This is a genomic window from Galactobacter sp. (assembly GCF_022712295.1).
GTDB lineage: Bacteria > Actinomycetota > Actinomycetes > Actinomycetales > Micrococcaceae > Galactobacter.
This window is the reverse complement of record NZ_JALAGT010000111.1, coordinates 1-19,300: the sequence shown is the minus strand read 5'-3', so window position 1 is coordinate 19,300 and position 19,300 is coordinate 1. Positions and strand designations below refer to the sequence as shown.

The window sequence follows — 19,300 nt, the reverse complement described above, 5'->3', positions numbered from 1 at the left end:
GGCTTGCAGCACGGAACAAATGGACACATCCATCGGGGCCTTCGCCGTGTGAACGGTGGACCTCCCCCGATGTCGAGCGATAAAGGGGGTCACGCCATGGGGCGCGGCCGTCAGAAGGCAAAAGCAACGCGACAGGCCCGGGAGATGAAGTACTACTCTCCGGGCACGGATCTGCACGCCTTGGAACGCGAACTCGCTGGGGGGAACCGGTATTCCGGCGCACCCGAATGGGAGGAGCCGGAAGAGGACGAGGATCCGTATGCGCGCTACGCCGGCGAGTACGACGATGACGAGGACGAAGCTCAGCGCGGCTGAGTTGGACTCCACGTCAGGCATCGCAGCAGCGGCGCGGACGAGGGCCGTCGGGGTTTCACCCCGGCGGCCCTGACGCGTACCCCGGACTCCGGAAGGGAGCGAGCATGCCCAGTAGGTCGGACCCACAACCTCGTTTCGAGGACACACGGATCAGTGCGGCTCACAGGGCTGCGTTGCGGAGCCTGGACCGGGTCGTGGGGGAGACCGCAGCGCCCACGCCACCGGGTGAGGCACTCGCGTCCACCGTGGATCAGCTCAGCTCCGGCGAGGTACTCGTCCTGACCGGGGCCGGTATCAGCACCGACAGCGGCATCCCGGACTATCGGGGGGACCACGGCTCTCTGCGCCGGTCCCGGCCCATGACCTTCCAGGAGTTCGCGGCGTCGCCCGAAGCCAGGAAGCGCTACTGGGCCCGGGGTTTCGTTGGAGCCACTAGGATGCGTCAGGCCGAGCCCAATCTCTCTCATCGCATCGTGGCGTCTTGGCAGCAGCGGGGATTGCTGGCCGGAATCGTCACGCAGAATGTGGACGGGTTGCACTCGGCCGCTGGAGCCACCGACGTGGTGGCCCTCCACGGAGACATGAGTTGGGTGGACTGCTTGGCCTGCGGCCACCGCGAGGCTCGCACCGATTTCGAGGTGCGGCTGGAGGCTGCCAACCCGGGGTTCCGTGAGTCGGTCATGTCGGAGCACCTGGTGGTGAACGCAGACGGCGATGTGAACCTGGACCAGGCGGACGTAGATCGCTTCGTGATCCTGCACTGTCTGAACTGCGGGTCGGACCGGCTCAAGCCTTCGGTGGTCTACTTCGGTGAGAACGTCGCTGCGGAGACGCGGGAACGAACCCGCGACCTCGCAAGTCACTCGCGTTCCTTGCTGGTACTCGGCTCCTCCCTGGCCGTCATGAGCGGCTACAGATTCGTGCTGGATGCGGAGAAGGCAGGGAAGCGGACCACGGTCATCAACGGCGGACCGGGACGTGCCGACACCAAGGTGGGCGTCCTCTGGCGCACACCGCTCACGCCGGCATTGGAAGAGGTGGACGCGGCGTTGCGGCGGGCCGGGGTCTGACGGCCGAGCCGGCGTCCGAACTCAGCCGGCGTAGTTGCCGGTGAGGCGCACGGCCCCGCCGTCCACGCCCTTGGCGCCCTGTACGGTCTCCGGATCGGCCAGGATCTCGTCGGAGAGTGAGGTCACGGAGCCGGCCACCCAGGACTTCACGCCGCGGGCGTTGAGCAGGGAGACGGCGGCGTCGGCGGCGTCGGCCGAAACGATGGCGACCATGCCCACACCCACGTTCAGGGTGCGCTCCAGGTCCGCCTGCGGGACGCCACCCAGCGAGGAGACCACCTGGAACACCGGAGGCAGGGTCCACGTGGAACGGTCCACAGTGGCGGCCAGACCAGTCGGCAACACCCGGGCCAGGTTCGCAGCGAACCCGCCGCCGGTGATGTGGGAGAAGCCGTGGACGGGTGAGGCTCCGTCCACATTGAGAGAACCGATCAGGTCCAGGCAGTCGGCGGCGTAGACCTTGGTGGGAACCAGCAGTTCCTCACCCAAGGTGCGGCCGAACTCGTCGACATGACGGTCCAGGGACCAATCTGCGGAGGAGATCACGCGACGTACCAGGGAGTAGCCGTTGGAGTGCAGGCCGGAGGAGGCCATGGCGATGACCACGTCGCCGGCGCGGACGCGCTCGGGGCCCAGCAGGGCGTCGGCCTCGACGACGCCGGTGGCTGCGCCGGCCACGTCGTACTCATCGGGAGCCAGTAGCCCGGGGTGCTCGGCGGTCTCGCCGCCCACCAGGGCGGTGCCTGCCTGCTTGCAGCCTGCGGCGATTCCGGAGACGATCCCTGCGATGCGCTCGGGCACCACGTGACCGCAGGCGATGTAGTCGGTCATCACCAGGGGCTTGGCGCCCACCACCACGATGTCGTCCACGACCATGCCGACCAGGTCGAAACCGATGGTGTCGTGGATGTCCATGGCTTGCGCGATGGCGACCTTGGTTCCCACGCCGTCGGTGGAGGTGGCCAGCAACGGCTTGCGGTACTTCAGCAGCTCGGACGCGTCGTAGAGGCCGGCGAACCCGCCCACGCCTCCCAACACGTTGGGTCCATGTGTTGCCTTCACTGACGCCTTCATGAGTTCGACGGCGCGGTCGCCGGCCTCGACGTCGACGCCCGCCTGGGCGTAAGTGATCCCGGTGGGCTCATGCTGGGTGCTCATGCTGCTCATTCTTTCACGGGGGCGGTGTCCTCGCCCTCATCGGTGACGGGTTCCACGACCATGTCCACGGTGCGCATGCGGCGGCGACCAACGCGATCAACCAGCAGGAAGATCAGACCGGCCAAAGCCATGCAGACGATCGCGAAGATCATGAACATGAATCCGAAGGTGGATGCGAAGGAGTGCTCGGTGGTTCCGTCCTCAGACGCGGCCACGAGGTCGGCGTGGGAGATCCACGTGACCACGAAGGCGATCAGGGCGCCGACGACGGCTCCGGCGGCCAGGAACGGCCAGATCTTGGGGGCGGTGCGCAGGCGCACGGACACGGTGCGATGGCCCGTGGCGGATGCCGGCGCAGGGGTCTGCGACGAGGGAGTCTCGGGGGAGGAACCAGAGGTGGGCATGGTGTCGATTCTATCGCCGCAACCGTGACGACTTCACCGAGTGAGAGGCAGCACACCGGACAGATCGGCGCGGGTTCCGGAGGCGGAGACCCGGCCGGCCGCAACGGCATCCGCCCAGTTCAGACGCCCGGTGGCCAACTCAAGCCATGTGCTCGCGTCGGTCTCCACCACATTGGGTGGGGTGCCTCGGGTATGTCGGGGCCCCTCGATGCACTGCGTGACCCCGAACGGCGGCACGCGGACCTCCACGGAGTTCCCCTCGGCGACCTCGGAGAGCTCCTCCAGCAGGTACCGCACTGCGGTGGCGGTGACGGAGCGCGGAACACCGATGCCCGACGCCGTGGTGCCCGGCTCCTGCTGTGCGTTCACCCACGCGCGCACGGCCTCGCGGCCCGTGGCCGCGTCGATGCGTCGTTTGACCGCCATGATTCAGGCCCGGGTGAGGGTCGTGACGGCGTCGGTGGCCCGCAAGGAACCCACGGGCTCGCCGCCTCCGAGGACCGGCTTGACCACATCGGCCAGGACGGAGGCCACCTCGGCGGCATCCAGCTCGCCCAGCGCCACGAGTGCGGAGAGGCCTACCAGGGTGTTGGCACGAGAATTCCCGTCCAGCATCTTCATGGCCAGGGCCGTACCGGAGCGGAGCCCGAGGATCAGCACTCCTTCTGCACCGAGCTTGGAGACCACTCCGAGGCGTTCCATGACCACGGTGTTCTCTGCGCCTTCTCCGTGCACGGCCCAGGGGTGAGCCAGCATCGCGGGTGCCACCGCGCCGGCCGGATCGGCTTCTGGCGCCGTCATGAGGCGAGACACCGCGCGGGCCAGTCCCGTGACACTGATCTGCGGCACCGGAGCGCCACAGCCGTCAACGGCCACAGTGCCGACGGGTTCTCCCGTGTATTCCTCCACAACGGAGATCACCTCGCGCTGCAGTGGATGTTCGGCGGAGAGGTAGGTCTCGGTGTCCCATCCGGAGTTCACGCAGGCGGTGAGGAATCCTGCGTGCTTACCGGAGCAGTTGAAGGCCAGGTGATTCTTGTCCCTGCCCCCTCGGATCATGCTGTGGAACGTTTCCGTGTCCTGAGGCCAGGCGGTAGGGCAGCGCAGCGCGGACTCGTCCAGCCCGGCATCCTGCAGCATGGCCAGCGCCAGGTCCTGATGACGCTGCGATCCGACATGGGAGGCGCAGGCGATGGCGAGACGTTCCCCGCTCAGATTCGCGCCGGATCGTTGCGAGGCGATGGCCTGGAAGGGCTTGAGGCTGGAGCGTGGGTACGTGGTGGCCGCAGGGTTACCCAGAGAAGCGATGGTCTCGCCCGCTGCATTCACCACGGTCAGAACCCCCGAATGGCGTGACTCGATCACGCCGTTGCGGTCCAGAGTGGCCAATTCCACGCAATCGGCCGCGGTCAACGGGTGCCGGCCTGCGGGAGATAAGACGGTGTTCTGAAGGTCTGACGAGGGAGACATGATCTTCATCTTAGGCGTCCCCTGCCGGTAGGCTCGTGGCTCGTGAAGGTTCTCGTCATCGGCCCAGGCGGCCGCGAACACGCCATTGTGACCACCCTGCTGCGAGACCCCTCGGTGACCGAGGTGCACGCCGCGCCCGGCAACGCGGGAATCGCGCAGGACGTTCCCGTACACCAGGTGAACGCTTCGGACCCGGCGGCGGTGACGGCCCTTGCGCAGGAATTGACGGCCGACCTGGTGGTGGTGGGCCCCGAAGCGCCGCTCGCTGCGGGGGTGTCCGACGCTCTCGTCGAAGCTGGTTTCGATGTGTTCGGACCCTCCCAGGCCGCAGCGGAGCTGGAGGCCTCCAAGGCCTTCGCCAAGGACGTCATGGCGGCCGCAGAGGTTCCCACCGCCAAGGCGCGCGTCGCCACCAACGTGGACGAGGTCGCAGACGCCCTGGATGCGTTCGGGGCGCCGCACGTGGTGAAGGACGACGGCCTGGCGGCGGGCAAGGGAGTGGTCGTCACCTCGGACCGCGACGAAGCGCTGGCCCACGCCGTAGCGTGCTTCGAAGCCGGCTCCAAGGTCGTCATCGAGGAGTTCCTGGACGGCCCAGAGGTCTCCCTCTTCGTCCTCTCCGACGGCACCAATGCCGTCCCTCTGTCCCCTGCGCAGGACTTCAAGCGCATCGACGACGACGACGAGGGGCCCAACACCGGCGGCATGGGTGCCTACACGCCGCTGTCCTGGCTTCCCGAAGGCTTCGTGGACGAGGTCATGGACCGCGTCGCACTCCCCACTCTGAAGGAGATGTCCCGCCGCGGAGCGCCCTTCGTGGGCGTCCTCTATTGCGGTCTGGCCGTGACCAGTCGTGGCCTGCGGGTCATCGAGTTCAACGTCCGCTTCGGCGACCCGGAGACGCAGCCCGTGCTGCAGCGCCTGCGTTCCCCCTTCGGTCTGGTGCTCAAGGCAGCAGCCCGTGGGGAACTGGACGCCGTGACCGAGCTCGAATGGGATCCCCGCCCGGCGGTCGGTGTGGTGATCTCGGCGGAGGGCTACCCGGCCTCACCACGCAAGGGGGACCCCATCACGGGTATCGAGGATGCAGAGGCGCTCGCGGACGTGAGCGTGCTGCATGCAGGCACGGCGAGTGATGAGGAGGGCCGCATCGTCTCTGCGGGTGGCCGCGTGCTCGCCGTCGTTGCCCTGGGCGAGGACCTGTCAGCTGCGCGAGCCAAGGCCTATCAGGGGGTGGAGGCCATTCACTTGGAGGGGTCCCACCATCGAACCGACATCGCGGCGAAGGCTGCGGAAGGGAAGATCGTCCTGTGAGCGAACAGAACTCGGGATTGGGACAGGGTGCAGGCTTCGCCGCCTCCGCACCGGAACTGCCCGGATGGACGCACGTCTACTCCGGCAAGGTCAGGGACCTCTACGAGCCGGAAGGCGACGGTCCGGCCGACCGAGTCCTGGTGGTGGCCTCCGACCGCATCAGTGCATACGATTTCGTCCTCTCCACCACCATCCCGGACAAGGGCGCCATCCTGACGCAACTGTCCCTGTGGTGGTTCGAGCAGCTCTCCGACGTCCCGAACCATGTGATCTCCACGGACGTTCCTGAGGCCGTTTCCGGGCGTGCCATGATCGTCAAACGCCTGAACATGTACCCCATCGAGTGCATCGCACGCGGCTACCTGACGGGCTCCGGACTGGCCGAGTACAAGGAATCCGGAACCGTCTGCTCGCAGCCGCTGTCCGAGGGCCTTGTGGACGGGTCCCGGCTGGACCCAGCGATCTTCACGCCGAGCGCCAAGGCCGAGGTGGGCGAACACGACGAGAACATCACGTACGCCGAGACCGTGGCCCGCGTAGGGGAGGACGTGGCGGCAACGCTGCGTGACCTCACGTTGCAGGTCTACACCAAGGCCGAGGAGATCGCCCGTGAACGCGGCGTCATCCTGGCAGACACCAAGGTCGAGTTCGGCTTGGACCCCATCAGCGGTGTCATCACCCTGGGCGACGAGGTCCTGACGCCTGACTCCTCCCGCTTCTGGGATGCGGCTGCCTATGAGCCGGGGCACTCACAACCGAGCTTCGACAAGCAGTTCGTCCGCGACTGGCTGACCTCTGCCGAATCCGGCTGGGACCGGAACTCCGGCGACGAGCCGCCCGCGCTTCCCACGGAGATCGTGGAGAAGACCCGTGCACGCTACGTGGAGGCCTACGAGCTTCTCACCGGGCGGACGTTCACTGCCTGACCTTTCGGGCCGCGACAGCGGCCCCACTGCGCGACGGGCGGTGCTCACCCATTCGGTGAGCACCGCCCGTCGGCCATTCCGCTAGCGATTCAGCGCGAGGTGAGCGTCAGCAGGATCGCCTCAGGCGGGCATGCCAGCCGATACGGGGCCAACCGAGAAGCACCAAGCCCTGCCGAGATGTTCACGGGCACACGGTGTCCGTCGACCTGCCACCAGTTGAGCCCGGCGGCCAGCCCGGTGGGAAGGTCGCAATTGGACACCAAAGCGCCGTAGCCGGGGGAGCAGACCTGGCCTCCATGCGTATGACCGGCCAGCACCAGATCCGGCTGGGCACGCGCGAACGTGTCCAAGACTTGTCGGTACGGGGCATGCGCCAGTGCCAGACGAAGATGCGGAGAATCCGCGGACGTCGATGAGCCGCGCGGCCACCCCTGGAACTCATCCAGTCCGAGGTGCGGGTCGTCGACTCCCGTCACATCCAGGCGCATGCCACCCAAGGGCATGGAGAGCGAGCGATTGCTGGCATCGTGCCAACCTGCCAGGGCGAAGGCCTGGTGCATACGTCGCCAGTCGAGCTCGTCCCGGGGTCCACGCGGATCGTCACCCGGCTTCACCTTTCGGAAGTACCGCAAGGGGGACTTGGGCCGGGGAGCGAAGTAACAATTGGAACCCGGGACGAACACCCCGGGGAAACGCATCAACGGCTGGAGCGCATTCAGCAGCGCGTCCACAGCGTGACGGTGGCTGAGGTTGTCACCGGTGTTCACCACGAGGTCGGGTTCCAGGTCAGCCAAGCTGTGCAGCCAAGCGGTCTTGGCGTCCTGGCCAGGGACCATGTGGATGTCGGAGAGGTGGAGAACCCTACGCGGTTGCTGCCCCGGAGGCAGGATCGGAAGGTGCTCCTCCCTGAGCCGGAAATTGCGGGTCTGCGCATTCGCAAGGGCCAGCGCACCGACGCCGGCCGCTGCAACGGCGCCGAGTCCCGAGCCGATCCTGCTCAGGCCGGCCACGGCCGGCCGATGTACGCGATCAGTCTCCGTCACCATTGCCTTCGTTCTTAGGAGCTTCCTTCTTGGGTGCGGTCTCCTTGGTGGCCTTGGGGGCAGCCGCCTTGGTGGGCTTGGGCGCGCTCTCCTTGGTGGCCGCACCCGAGTCGTTACCGCCGGCCTTGGCGTTCCCGCTGTTGGTGACCTCGCCCTTGGAGGCCTCAGATTTGGCAGCCTCAGTCTTGGTGGCCCCACCCTTGGTCTCACTGCCGTTGGCGGCCTCCTTCTTGGCGTCGCCTGCCTTGGTGCCACCGTTCGACGTGCCACCGGTGGTTGCGTAGCCGGTGGTCCGCCCGGTGGTGGTCCGGGCGGTTCCCGTGGTGCCCGTGGTCCCAGCGCTCGCACCCTCGGCAGAGGAAGTTCCGCCGCCCTTCAGGCTGCGGCTGAACGGACCCTCGGACGGAATGGACTCGTGCGGGTAGTAATCCAGGATCTGGGTCATGTACCGCTTCCAGAGCGGCGAGGCGTAGGTCGAGGAGTCCGCGTCACCCCGGGCCACACCGTTGACGGTGAGTCCGTTGTTCAGGCCGTAGATCCGCTCGTTGGCCGGGCGCTGGGCGTTGGCGGTGGGATCGGTCATCTTGCCGTCCTTGCGCCCCACCCACGCGATGGTGGTGATATCCGAGGTGTAGCCGGCGAACCACGTGGAGGTCGCGCCGTTGTTGGTGCCGGTCTTGCCTGCTATATCGGCCGCGATCCCAGGGGCAACGCGGTCACCGGCGATGTGTTTCAACGTACCGTTGAGCTTCTTGACGACATCTGCGTCGATGACCTGCTTGCACGAGGTCTTGGGCAACTTGATCTCGCCCTTGGGCCCGGTGACCTTGAGCAGTGGCGTGGTGCCGCAGAGCTTGCCCTCGTTCGCGAAGGCGCCGAAGGCCCTGGACTGGGCCAGGGGAGACACGTTCGTGGAGCCGATCAGGTTCGCAGGATTGGCTGCCATGTCCTTGACGGTGGTGTCGCTGCCGTCCAGCAGCCCCAGACGCTTGGGCACCTCGAAAATGTCGCACAGATCCAGCTGGTGAGCCTCCGCCACGGTGGCCGTGTTGATGGACCAGAACAGACCCGCAGAGGCCGCCATGACGTTGTTGGTACCGGCCGTCGCATTGTTGACCGTCCACCCTGGGCTGCTGGCCTGACCTCCAGGGAGGCAGGAGGCCTTCCACTTGGCACTGGAGTAGTCCTTGCGCGTGGCGTTGACGGTGTTACCCAGGGATTTACCGTCCTCCAGCCAGGCGACGGCCGTCCACGGCTTGGCCGTGGAACCGCCCTGGAACCTGGTGGTGTTGTAGTTCACCTGTGTGTAAATGTTGTTCTTGGCCTTGTTCTCGCCGAACTTGGTGTTCTGGGCCATGGCGAGGACTTCGCCGGTCTTGTTGTTACGCGTGACCAGCGTCGAACCAGCGCCGTTCCCGTCATGCGTACCGCCCTTGTCGCCCACCGGCACCGTATTGGCGACCTCCTTGGCCGCAACCTTCTGCAGCCTGGAGTCCAGAGTGGTCTTGATCTTCAGGCCACCGGTGTAGAGGAGATTCTGACGCTCCTGGACGGTCTTGCCGAAAGTCTTGTCCTGGCTGATGGTGTTGAAGACGTATGAGCAGAAGTAGGCGCTGTCACCGGCCTGTTCGCAACCGGACTCCTCCTGGGACTGCTTCAGGGAGATCTTGGCCTTGACCGCCTTGTCGTACTGCTTCTGCGTGATGTCCTCGTTCTTCAACATGGTGCCCAGCACCACGTTGCGACGTTTCGTGGACTCCTCGGGGTTCACCGCCGGATTGAACAGGGTGGGGCGCTGGACCATGCCGGCCAGGAGCGCGGCTTCCGAGAGGTTCAATTTCGAAGCGGGCTTGGAGAACCAGCGCTGGCTGGCTGCCTCGATACCGTAGGTGGCGCCTGCGAACGGCACCAGGTTCAGGTAACCCTCCAGGATCTCGTCCTTGGACATCTTGGTCTCGATCTCGTTGGCCCACTTGATCTCGAGGACCTTGTCGGAGACGTTCTTGTTACCGCTGCGGGCCACCTGATCCGGATCCAGGCCTGCCGCGACCTGGTCATTGACGTTCAGGTTGGCAACGTACTGCTGCGTGATGGTGGAGGCGCCCTGACGGCCGCCGCCAGAGACGTTGTTGTAGAGGGCGCGCGCGATGCCGCGGGCATCGACGCCACCGTGCTCGTAGAAACGCTCGTCCTCGATGTCGATGATGGCCTTCTGCATCCAGTGCGAGACCTTGTCCAGCTTCACTTCCTTGCGGTTCTGCTTGAAGAACTTCGCAATCTGCTTGCCGTCGCGGTCCAGCAGGTAGGACGGCTGCGCCACAGGAGAGTTCTCTTCAGACACATCGATGGAGTCGTAGGTGTCCTGAGCCACGGTGGTGGCGGTCGAGGTGCCGATGGCCAAGGGGACCAAGGTTCCGGCCACCAGGACTCCGGCCACTGCAGAGGCAGCAAAGAATGCGACGATCTTGCCCAGCGTCGAGGCGGTGTTGAGCAGGGGAGACTTACGGGAGGCCATGGTGGTGAGTCTACAAGGGGACTCTGTACTCATCCTGAAGCTAGGCTGAACCCCATGACGAAATGGGAATACGCCACTGTGCCGCTCATGGTGCATGCAACCAAGCAGATCCTTGACAACTGGGGCCAAGACGGTTGGGAACTCGTTCAGGTGCTCACCATGCCGTCGGCAGGCGGACCGAGTATGACCGGTTCGGAGATGGTTCAGGCCCCGAACGTGAACCTGGTGGCGTACCTGAAGCGCCCCCTCGACTGACCCTCATCCACTCGAGAAAGAACAGGAACCCTCATGTCTGAATCCTCCAGCCGCGTCGAGGCACGTCTGGCCGAACTCGGTCTGACCCTGCCGGATGTCGCCAAGCCGCTGGCCGCCTACACGCCTGCGTTGGCCCATGAAGGCCTCGTCTACACCTCGGGGCAATTGCCCTCGGTCAACGGCGAACTCAGCGTGACGGGAAAGGTCGGGGACACGGTCACCGCGGAACAGGCCAAGGAGCTTGCACAGATCTCGGCCATCAACGCTCTCGCCGCCGCCAAGAGCGTGCTCGGTGACCTCGACCGCGTCACCCGCGTGGTGAAGGTGGTCGGCTTCGTTGCCTCCGCTACCGATTTCACGGGGCAGCCGGGCGTGATCAACGGCACGTCGGAGCTTCTCGGTCAGATTTTCGGGGATGCCGGTGTGCACGCACGCTCCGCCGTGGGCGTGGCAGTGCTGCCCATGGACGCGCCTGTGGAAGTGGAACTTGTCCTGGCCTACGCCTGACCCTGAGGCGGGGCGCCGCTGGGGAAGTCGCACCTGGGCCGCCTCCGGAGCGGAGTCCTCCCGGGCGCAGCGTCCTGCTGCGCCCACGGGTCTGCTGCGGAGGCTCTTTCCCGTGCCTGCCTCGCGTCAGGACGCCGCAAGGGCGTGGCTGGACGAGTCCGCCGCACCACGTCCCCCTCGTCACCCCAGAGCAGCTGCAGTGGTCGTCCTGATCAGGGATTCTCCCGATGGACTGCAGACCTGGCTGGGCCAGCGCAGCACCCGCTCGCCGCTGGGTCTTGTGTCTTTTCCGGGGGGATCATCCACTGCGCAGGATGACGCAGCGCCCCTGTGGTTCGGTCCCACGCCCACCCAGTGGGCCGCACGACTGGGGTTCACGGACTTCGTGGAAGCCAGGCGGCGGGTGGTCGCTGCCGTGCGGGAACTCTTCGAAGCCACCGGCGTCCTGCTGGCCGGGCCCGACGATCTGTCCCTGGTGGAAGACGCCCCTGCGGACGAGATGCAATCCGCCCGCAAGCAACTGGCCGACGGCGACCTCGGATTCGCAGAGTTCCTGGAGCGCAGGGGATGGGGTGTCCGCAGCGACCTCCTGAAGCCATTGGGTCGGTGGATCTCCGCCGACTACGAGCTCTTCCGCTTCGACACCTGGTACTTCGCGGCGGCGCTGCCCACGGGCCAGCAGTCCACACCGATGTCCGGTGAGCGCGGTGAGTCCCGCTGGGGCCGCTGGGTCGGCGTCAAGGAGCCGGTAGCGGCTCCGGACTCCACCGGGCTGGGCGAGGAAATCGGGTCTGCCGATACCGAGGGCATCCCGCTCTCCGGTCTCGCCACCCCGGCCACCCAGGTCTTCCTGAGCAAACTTCAACGCACTCGCGGTTGCGTGGCCTACCTCTCCTCGAATCGGCCGCTGAGCACCTACAAGCCGGAACTGGTGACTGAAGGCGACGGGCTGTGGTTGGACGTCACCACGGTCGAGGCCGCCGAAGGCGGCGGGGTCGCGAAGGCCCGCTGATTCTCCCTCCGGCATGAGCAAAGGGCCCCTACCGCCATGAGGCGGTAGGGGCCCTTGTGCCTGCGGCGCTCAGCGGGAACGCTGGCGCAGACGGTTGAGATCCAGGATGACCACGGCACGGGCCTCGAGCCGCAACCAACCACGCTGAACAAAATCGGCCAGGGCCTTGTTCACGGTCTCTCGCGATGCGCCGACCAGCTGGGCGAGTTCCTCCTGCGTGAGCTCGTGGGGCACCAGGATGCCATCGGTGGTGGGCCGACCGAAACGGTCCGCGAGGTCCAGCAGCGCCTTGGCGACGCGGCCGGGGACGTCCGAGAAGACCAGATCGGCCAAGGAGTCGTTGGTGCGGCGCAGACGGTGGGCCAGAGCCTGCAGCAACTGCACGGACAGGTCCGGTGAGGACTGGATGGCCTTGCGCAGGTTCTCGTGGCGCAGGCCGGCCAGGCGTGTCTCGGAGACGGCGGTGGCGGTCGCGTTACGCGGTGACGGGTCGAAGAGTGCCATCTCGCCGAAGAGCTCGCCGGGGCCGAGGATCGCGAGAAGGTTCTCGCGGCCGTCGGAAGAAGTGCGGCCCAGCTTGATCTTGCCGGACACGATCACGTACAGCTGATCGCCCTGATCGCCCTCGTGGAACAGGGAAGCTCCGCGGGAGAGGTCCACTTCGGTCAGTTCGTCCGTCAAGACGCTGAAGGCCTCGTCACTGAGGTGAACGAACAGCGGTGCTCGCCGCAGGACCTCGATATCCATGATGCTCCTGTTCAAAAAATCGATTGGTATTCGCAGCCCATTGTGCCGCATGTCTGCACTTGTGACGACCCCCACAACGTCTTTCCGCGTGGCGTTCATTACGGAATGCTGGGAACAGAGCCCACTGGATAGACTAGTGCGAGCACCTCCTGGCCGTCACAACGGCTACACGCCTTGGTCCGTTGACCTGGGGTTTTGACGACGCGACAAGGGGACGATCCGCACAGTGTTCCTCGGCTTGAACATCCTGGACTACGTGCTGCTCGTCGTCGTGGTCCTGTACGGATTCTCCGGGTGGCGCAAGTCCTTCGTGGTCTCCTTGGGCGGGGTCATCGGCATGGTGGCCGGTACGGTCACCGCCTTCTTCGCGGTGCCGCTCGTGTCAATTTGGGTTCCCCACCCCGGCTGGCGTGTCGCCGGTCTGGTGGCCGCCTTCATCGTCCTGATGACGCTGGGTCACGGCGCGGGCGAGGCGCTGGCGTCCACGATCCGCGGCTGGTTGGACCGTCCGCGGCCTCGCTGGTGGGGGCGTACGGCCGGCGCCATGGTCCACGCGGGGATGTCCCTGGTCGCCATCGCAGCACTGTCCTTCACCTTCACCCCGCTGGGTCTTCCCACGGTTTCCTCGCAGATCGCCGATTCCAAGATCGTGTCGATGGCGCGCACGTTCACGCCGCCGGGGGCGCAGAGGATCCTCGGTGAGGCTCGCAGCGTGGTGGGTGGCGTGGACCTGCCTTCCTTGTTGGTCCCACTGGCGCCCACCGAGGACGTGGCGGTGCCGTCGGAGGAGGCCGAAGGCCAGGAGATCGACGAATCTCGCGACTCGGTGGCTCGGGTGACGGGTACCGCGGTGGCATGCGGCGTCAACCAGACCGGATCCTCCTTCGTCGTGGCAGAGGACAGGGTGGTCACCAATGCCCATGTGGTGCAGGGCGTGGAGAAGCCTGTGATCGAGACGGAGGACGGTCGGGCGTTGACCGGGAAGGTCGTGAGTTTCGACCCGGTCCGTGACGTCGCGGTGATCGCCGTGGACGGTCTGGATCTGCCTGCCCTGCCCATGGGGCGTGGGATGGCGGTGGGGGACACCGGCGTGTTCATGGGGTACCCCGGCGGCGGCCCGTTCTCCTCCCTGCCCGCCGCTGTGCAGTCGCTGCATGGAGTGAGCGTCCCGGACATCTACGGGGAATCGGAGTCCACGCTCGAGGTCTACCAGCTCGCCGCCGACGTTGAGCAGGGCAACTCCGGCGGGCCGCTGCTGGACGCTTCCGGCCGGGTCCAGGGCCTGGTCTTCGCCAGGGCAGCTGACAAGAAGGACGTGGGGTACGCCCTCAGCACCCACGAATTCAAGCGAGTGGCTGACCGTGCGGAGAGCCTCGAGTCGGCGGTGGACACCGGTCAGTGCCAGGTCCACTGACCTCCTGACGTACAAAGGCCCGACGGCCGGCGCGCCTACCGCTGGTAGGGCGCCGGCCGTCGGGCTCGGAACGGGGCCTCAAGGCCCCGCACCTCATGAACTCATGGTCTTGGCGATCTGATCCATGACGGTGGTGTCCGCCAGCGTGGAGGAGTCGCCGGCCGGACGGCCCTCTGCGACATCCTTGAGCAGGCGGCGCATGATCTTTCCGGAGCGGGTCTTGGGCAGCTCCGGAACCGGGAACACGGCCTTGGGCTTGGCGATGGGGCCGATCTGCTTACCCACGTGCAGACGCAGGGTCTCGTTGATGTCGTCGGGCCAGTCCCCTGGCTCGCCGCGCAGGATCACGAAGGCGACCACAGCCTCACCCGTGGTCTCATCACGGGCGCCCACGACGGCGGCCTCGGCGACCGACTCGTGGGAGACCAGTGCGGATTCGATCTCCGTGGTGGAGAGGCGGTGGCCGGACACGTTCATGACGTCGTCCACACGACCGAGCAGCCAGATGTCGCCGTCCTCATCCTTCTTGGCGCCGTCGCCTGCGAAGTACATGTTCTCGAAGCGGGACCAGTAGGTCTCCTTGTAGCGCTCGGGGTTGCCCCAGATCCCGCGCAACATGGACGGCCACGGCTCGCGGATGACCAGCAGGCCGCCCTCGCCGTCTCCCACGGAGTTGCCGTCGTTGTCCACGACGTCCACGCTGATGCCGGGTACGGCGACCTGTGCGGAACCGGGCTTGGCGTTGGTGACGCCGGGGAGAGGGGCGATCATGTGCGCGCCGGTCTCCGTCTGCCACCACGTGTCCACGATGGGCGCCGGGTTCTCCTTTCGGGGACCGGGCTCGCCGTCGGTGCCGGCCCCGGCGTTGGCGCCGATCACCTCGCGGTACCAGATCCAGGCCTCCGGGTTGATGGGCTCACCCACGGACCCGAGCACGCGCAGCGAGGACAGATCGTGCTTGTCAGCGTGTTCGCGACCCCACTTCATGGCCGCACGGATGGCCGTGGGGGCGGTGTACATGATGGTGACCTTGTACTTCTCCACGAGGTCCCACCAGCGGTCCTTGTCCGGCGTGTCCGGGGTGCCCTCGTAGAGCAGCACCGTGGAGCCGTTCACGAGCGGGCCGTAGGTGATGTAGGAGTGGCCCGTGACCCAGCCGACGTCCGCTGTGCACCAGTACACGTCTGATTCCGGGTGCAGGTCGAAGGAGTCCTTGTGCGTCACCGCGGTCTGGACCACGTAGCCGCCGGTGGTGTGCAGGATGCCCTTGGGCTTTCCCGTGGTTCCGGAGGTGTAGAGGATGAACAGCGGGTGCTCGGCCTCGAAGGCCTCCGGTGTGTGGTCCTTGCTCTGAGCGGGGACCACGTCGTGCCACCACTTGTCCAGGTCGTCGTTCCAGGTCACGTCCTGCCCGTTGCGCTTGACCACCAGGACGTTGTTCACCGTGTGGCCGGGGGCGGAGAGCGCCGCGTCGACGGCGGGCTTGAGGGAGGAGGGCTTGGTGCGGCGCCAGGTTCCGTCTGCGGTGACCACGAGCTTGGCCTCGGCGTCGTCGATGCGCTGGCGAAGGGCGTCCGCGGAGAAGCCGCCGAAGACCACGGAGTGCACGGCGCCGATGCGGGCACACGCCAACATGGTAATGACGGCCTCGGGGATCATGGGCAGGTACACGGCGACGCGGTCGCCGGTGCTCACGCCCAGGGAGAGGAAGGCGTTGGCCGCCTGCTTCACGGCGATCGTGAGCTCGGAGTAGGTGTAGGTGACGGTGTCGCCTGGTTCGCCCTCGAAGTAGATGGCAACGCGGTCGCCGTTGCCTGCCTCGACGTGGCGGTCCAGAGCGTTGTAGGCGGCGTTGAGCTTGCCGTCGGCGAACCACTTGTAGAAGGGTGCCTCCGAGTCGTCCAGCACCTGCGTGAAATCGGTGTCCCACGTGACGGCCTCGTGTGCGCGGTCCGCCCAGTATCCGAGGCGGTCCTCCGAGGCCCTCTGGTACAGGTCCGCCTTCGCCACGGCGTTGGCTGCGAATTCGGCCGACGGGGGGAACGTGCGGTTTTCGTGGAGCAGGTTGTCCAGGGTGGGGTTCTCTGCCATGGGTCCTTCCAGACGTCGTTGTCGATGTGGGAACACGTGCGTGATTCCTTCTTGTGAGTCAGGTTACATCCATGAAGGTTGCAGATGTGATGCGAAGGACACGCTGGGCCTTTCCTGGGCGGCGCGGGTCGGTGAGCGGTGCCCCTGGCGCGTTGAACGGCCCTCGTAGACTGGGACGCATGCCCGCACGCCTCACCCCGGACCAACGCGCCGCGAAGAAGTACGCCACCGAAACGCACCTGGGGCGTAAACGCCGGGCACGGAAGATGGATCGGGTCCTGGCGGACACCTACCCGTATGCGGTGCCCGAGCTCGATTTCGGGAACCCCTTCGAATTGTTGGTGGCCACCGTGCTCTCCGCACAGACCACGGACGTCAAGGTCAATCAGGTCACCCCGCTGCTCTTCTCCCGCTGGCCCGATGCGGTGGCCCTCGCCGCGGCCCCGGCGGATCAGGTCATGGACGTGGTGCGGCCCACCGGGTTCTACAAGACCAAGGCGGCCAACATCCAGGAGCTCTCCCGTCGCCTGGTCGCGGAGCGGGACGGTGAGGTTCCCGAGGAGCTGGACTACCTGGTGACCCTGCCCGGCGTCGGGCGGAAGACGGCCTTCGTGGTGCTCGGTAACGCCTTCGGGCGCCCCGGGCTCACGGTGGACACGCACTTCGGGCGGCTGGCCCGTCGCTTCGCGTGGACCGAGCAGACAGACCCGGTGAAGGTGGAGGAGGAGATCGCGGACCTCTTCGAACCACGTGACTGGACCATGCTCTCGCACCACCTGATCTTCCACGGTCGCCGGATCTGCCACGCGAAGAAGCCGGCTTGCGGTGTGTGCCCCATCGCCGACCTCTGCCCGTCGTACGGGGCTGGGGAGACCGACCCTGAGACCGCCAGGACGTTGCTGAAGTACGAGTTGGCGCCCGGTCGTGAGGAGCTGCATCGGCTCATGGTGGAGGGTCACACCCGTCGGGAGCTGAGAGCCCTCGGTTACGGACTCGGCGCATGAGCGTGGACGCGCTGGCTGACCTGACGAGACTGGCCAGGTCCTACCGGGAGGACCCCGCCCGAACGCCTGGCTACGCCAAACGGATGCGGCCGGCAACCTCCGGGCATGAAGGGTTGCGCTCGGCCTCGGTACTGGTGCTCTTCGGCGTGCTGGACGACGTTCCGGCCAAGACGAACAGACCGGGCGTGGTGCCGGAAGACCTCGACCTGCTGCTGGTCCTGCGCGCCGACACCCTGCGCCATCACGCCGGAGAGATCGCCTTCCCCGGCGGAGGCGCGGATCCGGGCGATGCTGACGTGGTCGCCACGGCACTGAGGGAGGCGGAGGAAGAGACCGGTCTGGATCCGGACGGAGTCAGAATCCTGGGGGTCCTCCCGCAGGCCCCCACCGTCTCTCGCTTCGCTGTCACCCCGGTGTTGGGGTGGTGGGAGCGGCAGAGCCCGATCGGCGTGGTGGATCTGGGGGAGTCCGCGCAGGTGTTCCGAGCTCCCGTGGCGGATCTGGTGGACCCGGCCGTCCGCGGCGTCACCCGCCTGCAGCGGCGTGGGATGACGCTCGTGATGGACGCCTTCCGGCTGGATCAGGGGCTGCTGTGGGGGTTCACCGCCGGGATCGTCTCCTCCCTGCTCACCGAATTGGGCTGGGACCAGGACTGGGATCGGGAGCGGGAGTTCCCCGTGCCCGGCTTCTGACGCGGCTACCCCTTGGCCGTGGCGTAGTCCTGGCCGTGCCCCACGTCCACGGGGAACTGCACAGGCAGGCCTCCGAAGAGCCGTGTGGAGGCCTCGGAGGCCGCGTCCTTCATCACCTGTTCGACGATCGCGACGGACTCAGTGGGCGTGTGCACCATGATCTCGTCGTGCAGGAAGAGCACCTGCCGTGCCTGCGGCACGGCGCGATGCAGTCGGGTCCGCAGCGTGGCCAGCCACGCTGCCGCCCACTCTGCGGCGCTGCCCTGCACCACGAAATTTCGTGTGAAGCGCCCCTGCGCCCGTGCCGCAGATCTGGCGCGCGCGGCGCCCGCGTCGGGTGAGGAACCGCGGGAGCCGTCCGCGTCGTCGGGCATTTCGCGCGGAGCCGGGGAGACCCTGCCCAACCAGGTGGCGACCACGCCGCCGCGTTCGCCCGTGCGGGCCGCTGACTCCAGGAACGCGGTTGCAGTGGGGAAGGCGTGAGCCAGTCGGGGCGCCATCTGGGCGGAGATGCCGGTGGTGCCGCCATACATGGCCCCGAGCATCGCGACCTTGGCGACCTTTCGGTCACCGCCGAAGGCGAGGTCCGCGATGCCCTGATAGAGATCGTGACCGTCGCCGGCGGCCGCCAAGGCGCGGTCGGCGCTCACCGCGGAGAGCACACGGGGCTCCAATTGCGAGGCGTCCGCCACCACCAGGGTGTGTCCCTGATCGGCCCGGACGGCCGAGCGGATCTCCTTGGGCAGCTGCTGTACCCCGCCGCCGTGGCCGCCCCAACGCCCGGAGACCACCGCGGCGACATCGTAAGTGGGGTGGAAGCGCCCGTCCTTCACCCACGCGTCGAGCCAGGCCCAACCATTGGCTGCATGCAGGCGGGCGAGTTTTCGGTACTCCAACACGTCCGCGATCACCGGGTGGGCAAGCTGTTCCAGATCCGATTTCCGGGTGCTGGTGGCCTCGATCCCGGCCCGGTGCAGGGCCCGCAACAGGTCCGGCTGGGAGTCCGGATTGAGCTGGGGCGCGTCCAGGGAGGTGCGGATGCTGTTGGTGAGTGCCTCCAGGCGGGCGGGACGTTGCCCCTCGGGGACACGTTGCCCCAGGGCCTCGGTCAGCATGCGCTCATGCGTGGATCGATCCCACGGAATGCCCGTGTGGTGCATCTCGGCGGCGGCGAGCGCGCCCGCCGAGTCGAGGCCTGCCAGCAGCCAGAGTCTGCGGCCGTCGAGGGCGGGGGCGCCGTCCGTTGCTCGTGACCGGGCTGCGAGTTGGCGGCGGTATTCGGCGGCGAGGGTGGAGGCATCCGGGCCGGCGGGGGCGAGCGCGGCGAAGAGGGTGTCCTGGGTGTCCACACGTTCCTGCAGAT

General features: G+C 67.0%; 19 protein-coding genes. 10 read left to right on the top strand and 9 right to left on the bottom strand.

What is annotated here, in order from left to right:
• Window positions 1-96: 96 nt before the first annotated feature.
• Complete coding sequence (locus tag Q0A15_RS08365) at window positions 97-315, top strand: DUF3073 domain-containing protein (protein WP_291279110.1); 219 nt, start codon at window positions 97-99, stop codon at window positions 313-315.
• A gap of 104 nt (window positions 316-419) precedes the next feature.
• Window positions 420-1,385: a Sir2 family NAD-dependent protein deacetylase gene (locus tag Q0A15_RS08360; RefSeq protein WP_291279071.1), complete on the top strand. Its 966-nt coding sequence runs from the start codon at window positions 420-422 to the stop codon at window positions 1,383-1,385.
• Between the two features lie 21 nt (window positions 1,386-1,406).
• Here Q0A15_RS08360 and purM read toward each other — a convergent pair whose 3' ends face one another.
• From purM to Q0A15_RS08340, 4 genes are read right to left on the bottom strand one after another with little or no spacing between them, the layout of a single operon-like run.
• A complete protein-coding gene (purM, locus tag Q0A15_RS08355; protein ID WP_291279070.1) occupies window positions 1,407-2,552 on the bottom strand; it encodes a phosphoribosylformylglycinamidine cyclo-ligase in 1,146 nt (381 codons plus the stop codon).
• The gene (locus Q0A15_RS08350; protein WP_291279069.1) at window positions 2,549-2,947 is read right to left on the bottom strand and encodes a hypothetical protein; all 399 of its coding nucleotides are present in this window, start codon (window positions 2,945-2,947) and stop codon (window positions 2,549-2,551) included. Before Q0A15_RS08350 ends, purM begins: the two co-directional genes overlap by 4 nt.
• A gap of 33 nt (window positions 2,948-2,980) precedes the next feature.
• On the bottom strand, window positions 2,981-3,373 hold the full coding sequence (locus Q0A15_RS08345; protein ID WP_291279068.1) for a sterol carrier family protein: 393 nt from the start codon (window positions 3,371-3,373) through the stop codon (window positions 2,981-2,983).
• Window positions 3,374-3,376: 3 nt separating this feature from the next.
• Entirely contained in the window at window positions 3,377-4,417 is a 1,041-nt protein-coding gene (locus Q0A15_RS08340) for an asparaginase (RefSeq protein ID WP_291279067.1), read from the bottom strand.
• Between the two features lie 42 nt (window positions 4,418-4,459).
• Here Q0A15_RS08340 and purD point away from each other — a divergent pair, with 42 nt between their 5' ends.
• A complete protein-coding gene (gene purD, locus Q0A15_RS08335) occupies window positions 4,460-5,731 on the top strand; it encodes a phosphoribosylamine--glycine ligase (RefSeq protein WP_291279066.1) in 1,272 nt (423 codons plus the stop codon).
• Complete coding sequence (locus tag Q0A15_RS08330) at window positions 5,728-6,657, top strand: phosphoribosylaminoimidazolesuccinocarboxamide synthase (RefSeq protein WP_291279065.1); 930 nt, start codon at window positions 5,728-5,730, stop codon at window positions 6,655-6,657. Before purD ends, Q0A15_RS08330 begins: the two co-directional genes overlap by 4 nt.
• Before the next feature lie 89 nt (window positions 6,658-6,746).
• Here the strand turns inward: Q0A15_RS08330 and Q0A15_RS08325 are convergent, their stop codons facing one another.
• Both Q0A15_RS08325 and Q0A15_RS08320 read right to left on the bottom strand, forming a co-directional pair.
• Complete coding sequence (locus Q0A15_RS08325; RefSeq protein ID WP_291279064.1) at window positions 6,747-7,703, bottom strand: metallophosphoesterase; 957 nt, start codon at window positions 7,701-7,703, stop codon at window positions 6,747-6,749.
• Window positions 7,687-10,215, bottom strand: coding sequence for a transglycosylase domain-containing protein (locus Q0A15_RS08320; protein ID WP_291279063.1), 2,529 nt, complete (start codon window positions 10,213-10,215; stop codon window positions 7,687-7,689). Before Q0A15_RS08320 ends, Q0A15_RS08325 begins: the two co-directional genes overlap by 17 nt.
• A gap of 54 nt (window positions 10,216-10,269) precedes the next feature.
• Between Q0A15_RS08320 and Q0A15_RS08315 the strand changes: the two genes are divergently transcribed.
• The 3 genes from Q0A15_RS08315 to Q0A15_RS08305 are packed head-to-tail and all read left to right on the top strand — an operon-like array spanning window position 10,270 to window position 11,989.
• Complete coding sequence (locus tag Q0A15_RS08315) at window positions 10,270-10,470, top strand: DUF4177 domain-containing protein (protein ID WP_291279062.1); 201 nt, start codon at window positions 10,270-10,272, stop codon at window positions 10,468-10,470.
• A 33-nt stretch (window positions 10,471-10,503) separates the two neighbouring features.
• Window positions 10,504-10,977, top strand: coding sequence for a RidA family protein (locus tag Q0A15_RS08310; RefSeq protein WP_291279061.1), 474 nt, complete (start codon window positions 10,504-10,506; stop codon window positions 10,975-10,977).
• Window positions 10,958-11,989 (top strand): NUDIX hydrolase, encoded by a 1,032-nt coding sequence (locus Q0A15_RS08305; protein WP_291279060.1) that lies wholly within the window; start codon window positions 10,958-10,960, stop codon window positions 11,987-11,989. The genes Q0A15_RS08310 and Q0A15_RS08305 overlap by 20 nt, the downstream gene beginning before the upstream one ends.
• Window positions 11,990-12,058: 69 nt before the next feature.
• Here Q0A15_RS08305 and Q0A15_RS08300 read toward each other — a convergent pair whose 3' ends face one another.
• Window positions 12,059-12,736 (bottom strand): Crp/Fnr family transcriptional regulator, encoded by a 678-nt coding sequence (locus Q0A15_RS08300; protein ID WP_291279059.1) that lies wholly within the window; start codon window positions 12,734-12,736, stop codon window positions 12,059-12,061.
• Between the two features lie 226 nt (window positions 12,737-12,962).
• Between Q0A15_RS08300 and Q0A15_RS08295 the strand changes: the two genes are divergently transcribed.
• The gene (locus Q0A15_RS08295) at window positions 12,963-14,150 is read left to right on the top strand and encodes a MarP family serine protease (protein WP_291279058.1); all 1,188 of its coding nucleotides are present in this window, start codon (window positions 12,963-12,965) and stop codon (window positions 14,148-14,150) included.
• A gap of 93 nt (window positions 14,151-14,243) precedes the next feature.
• On the opposite strand, the gene acs is transcribed toward Q0A15_RS08295, so the two are convergent.
• Complete coding sequence (gene acs, locus Q0A15_RS08290; protein ID WP_291279057.1) at window positions 14,244-16,241, bottom strand: acetate--CoA ligase; 1,998 nt, start codon at window positions 16,239-16,241, stop codon at window positions 14,244-14,246.
• 179 nt (window positions 16,242-16,420) lie between these two features.
• On the opposite strand from acs, the gene nth reads away from it, so the two are divergent.
• The gene (gene nth, locus Q0A15_RS08285; RefSeq protein ID WP_291279056.1) at window positions 16,421-17,245 is read left to right on the top strand and encodes an endonuclease III; all 825 of its coding nucleotides are present in this window, start codon (window positions 16,421-16,423) and stop codon (window positions 17,243-17,245) included.
• Window positions 17,242-17,937: a CoA pyrophosphatase gene (locus tag Q0A15_RS08280; RefSeq protein WP_291279055.1), complete on the top strand. Its 696-nt coding sequence runs from the start codon at window positions 17,242-17,244 to the stop codon at window positions 17,935-17,937. Before nth ends, Q0A15_RS08280 begins: the two co-directional genes overlap by 4 nt.
• A gap of 5 nt (window positions 17,938-17,942) precedes the next feature.
• Here the strand turns inward: Q0A15_RS08280 and Q0A15_RS08275 are convergent.
• Window positions 17,943-19,300 (bottom strand): bifunctional 3'-5' exonuclease/DNA polymerase (locus Q0A15_RS08275; RefSeq protein WP_291279054.1); only part of this gene is annotated, 1,358 nt, incomplete at its 5' end.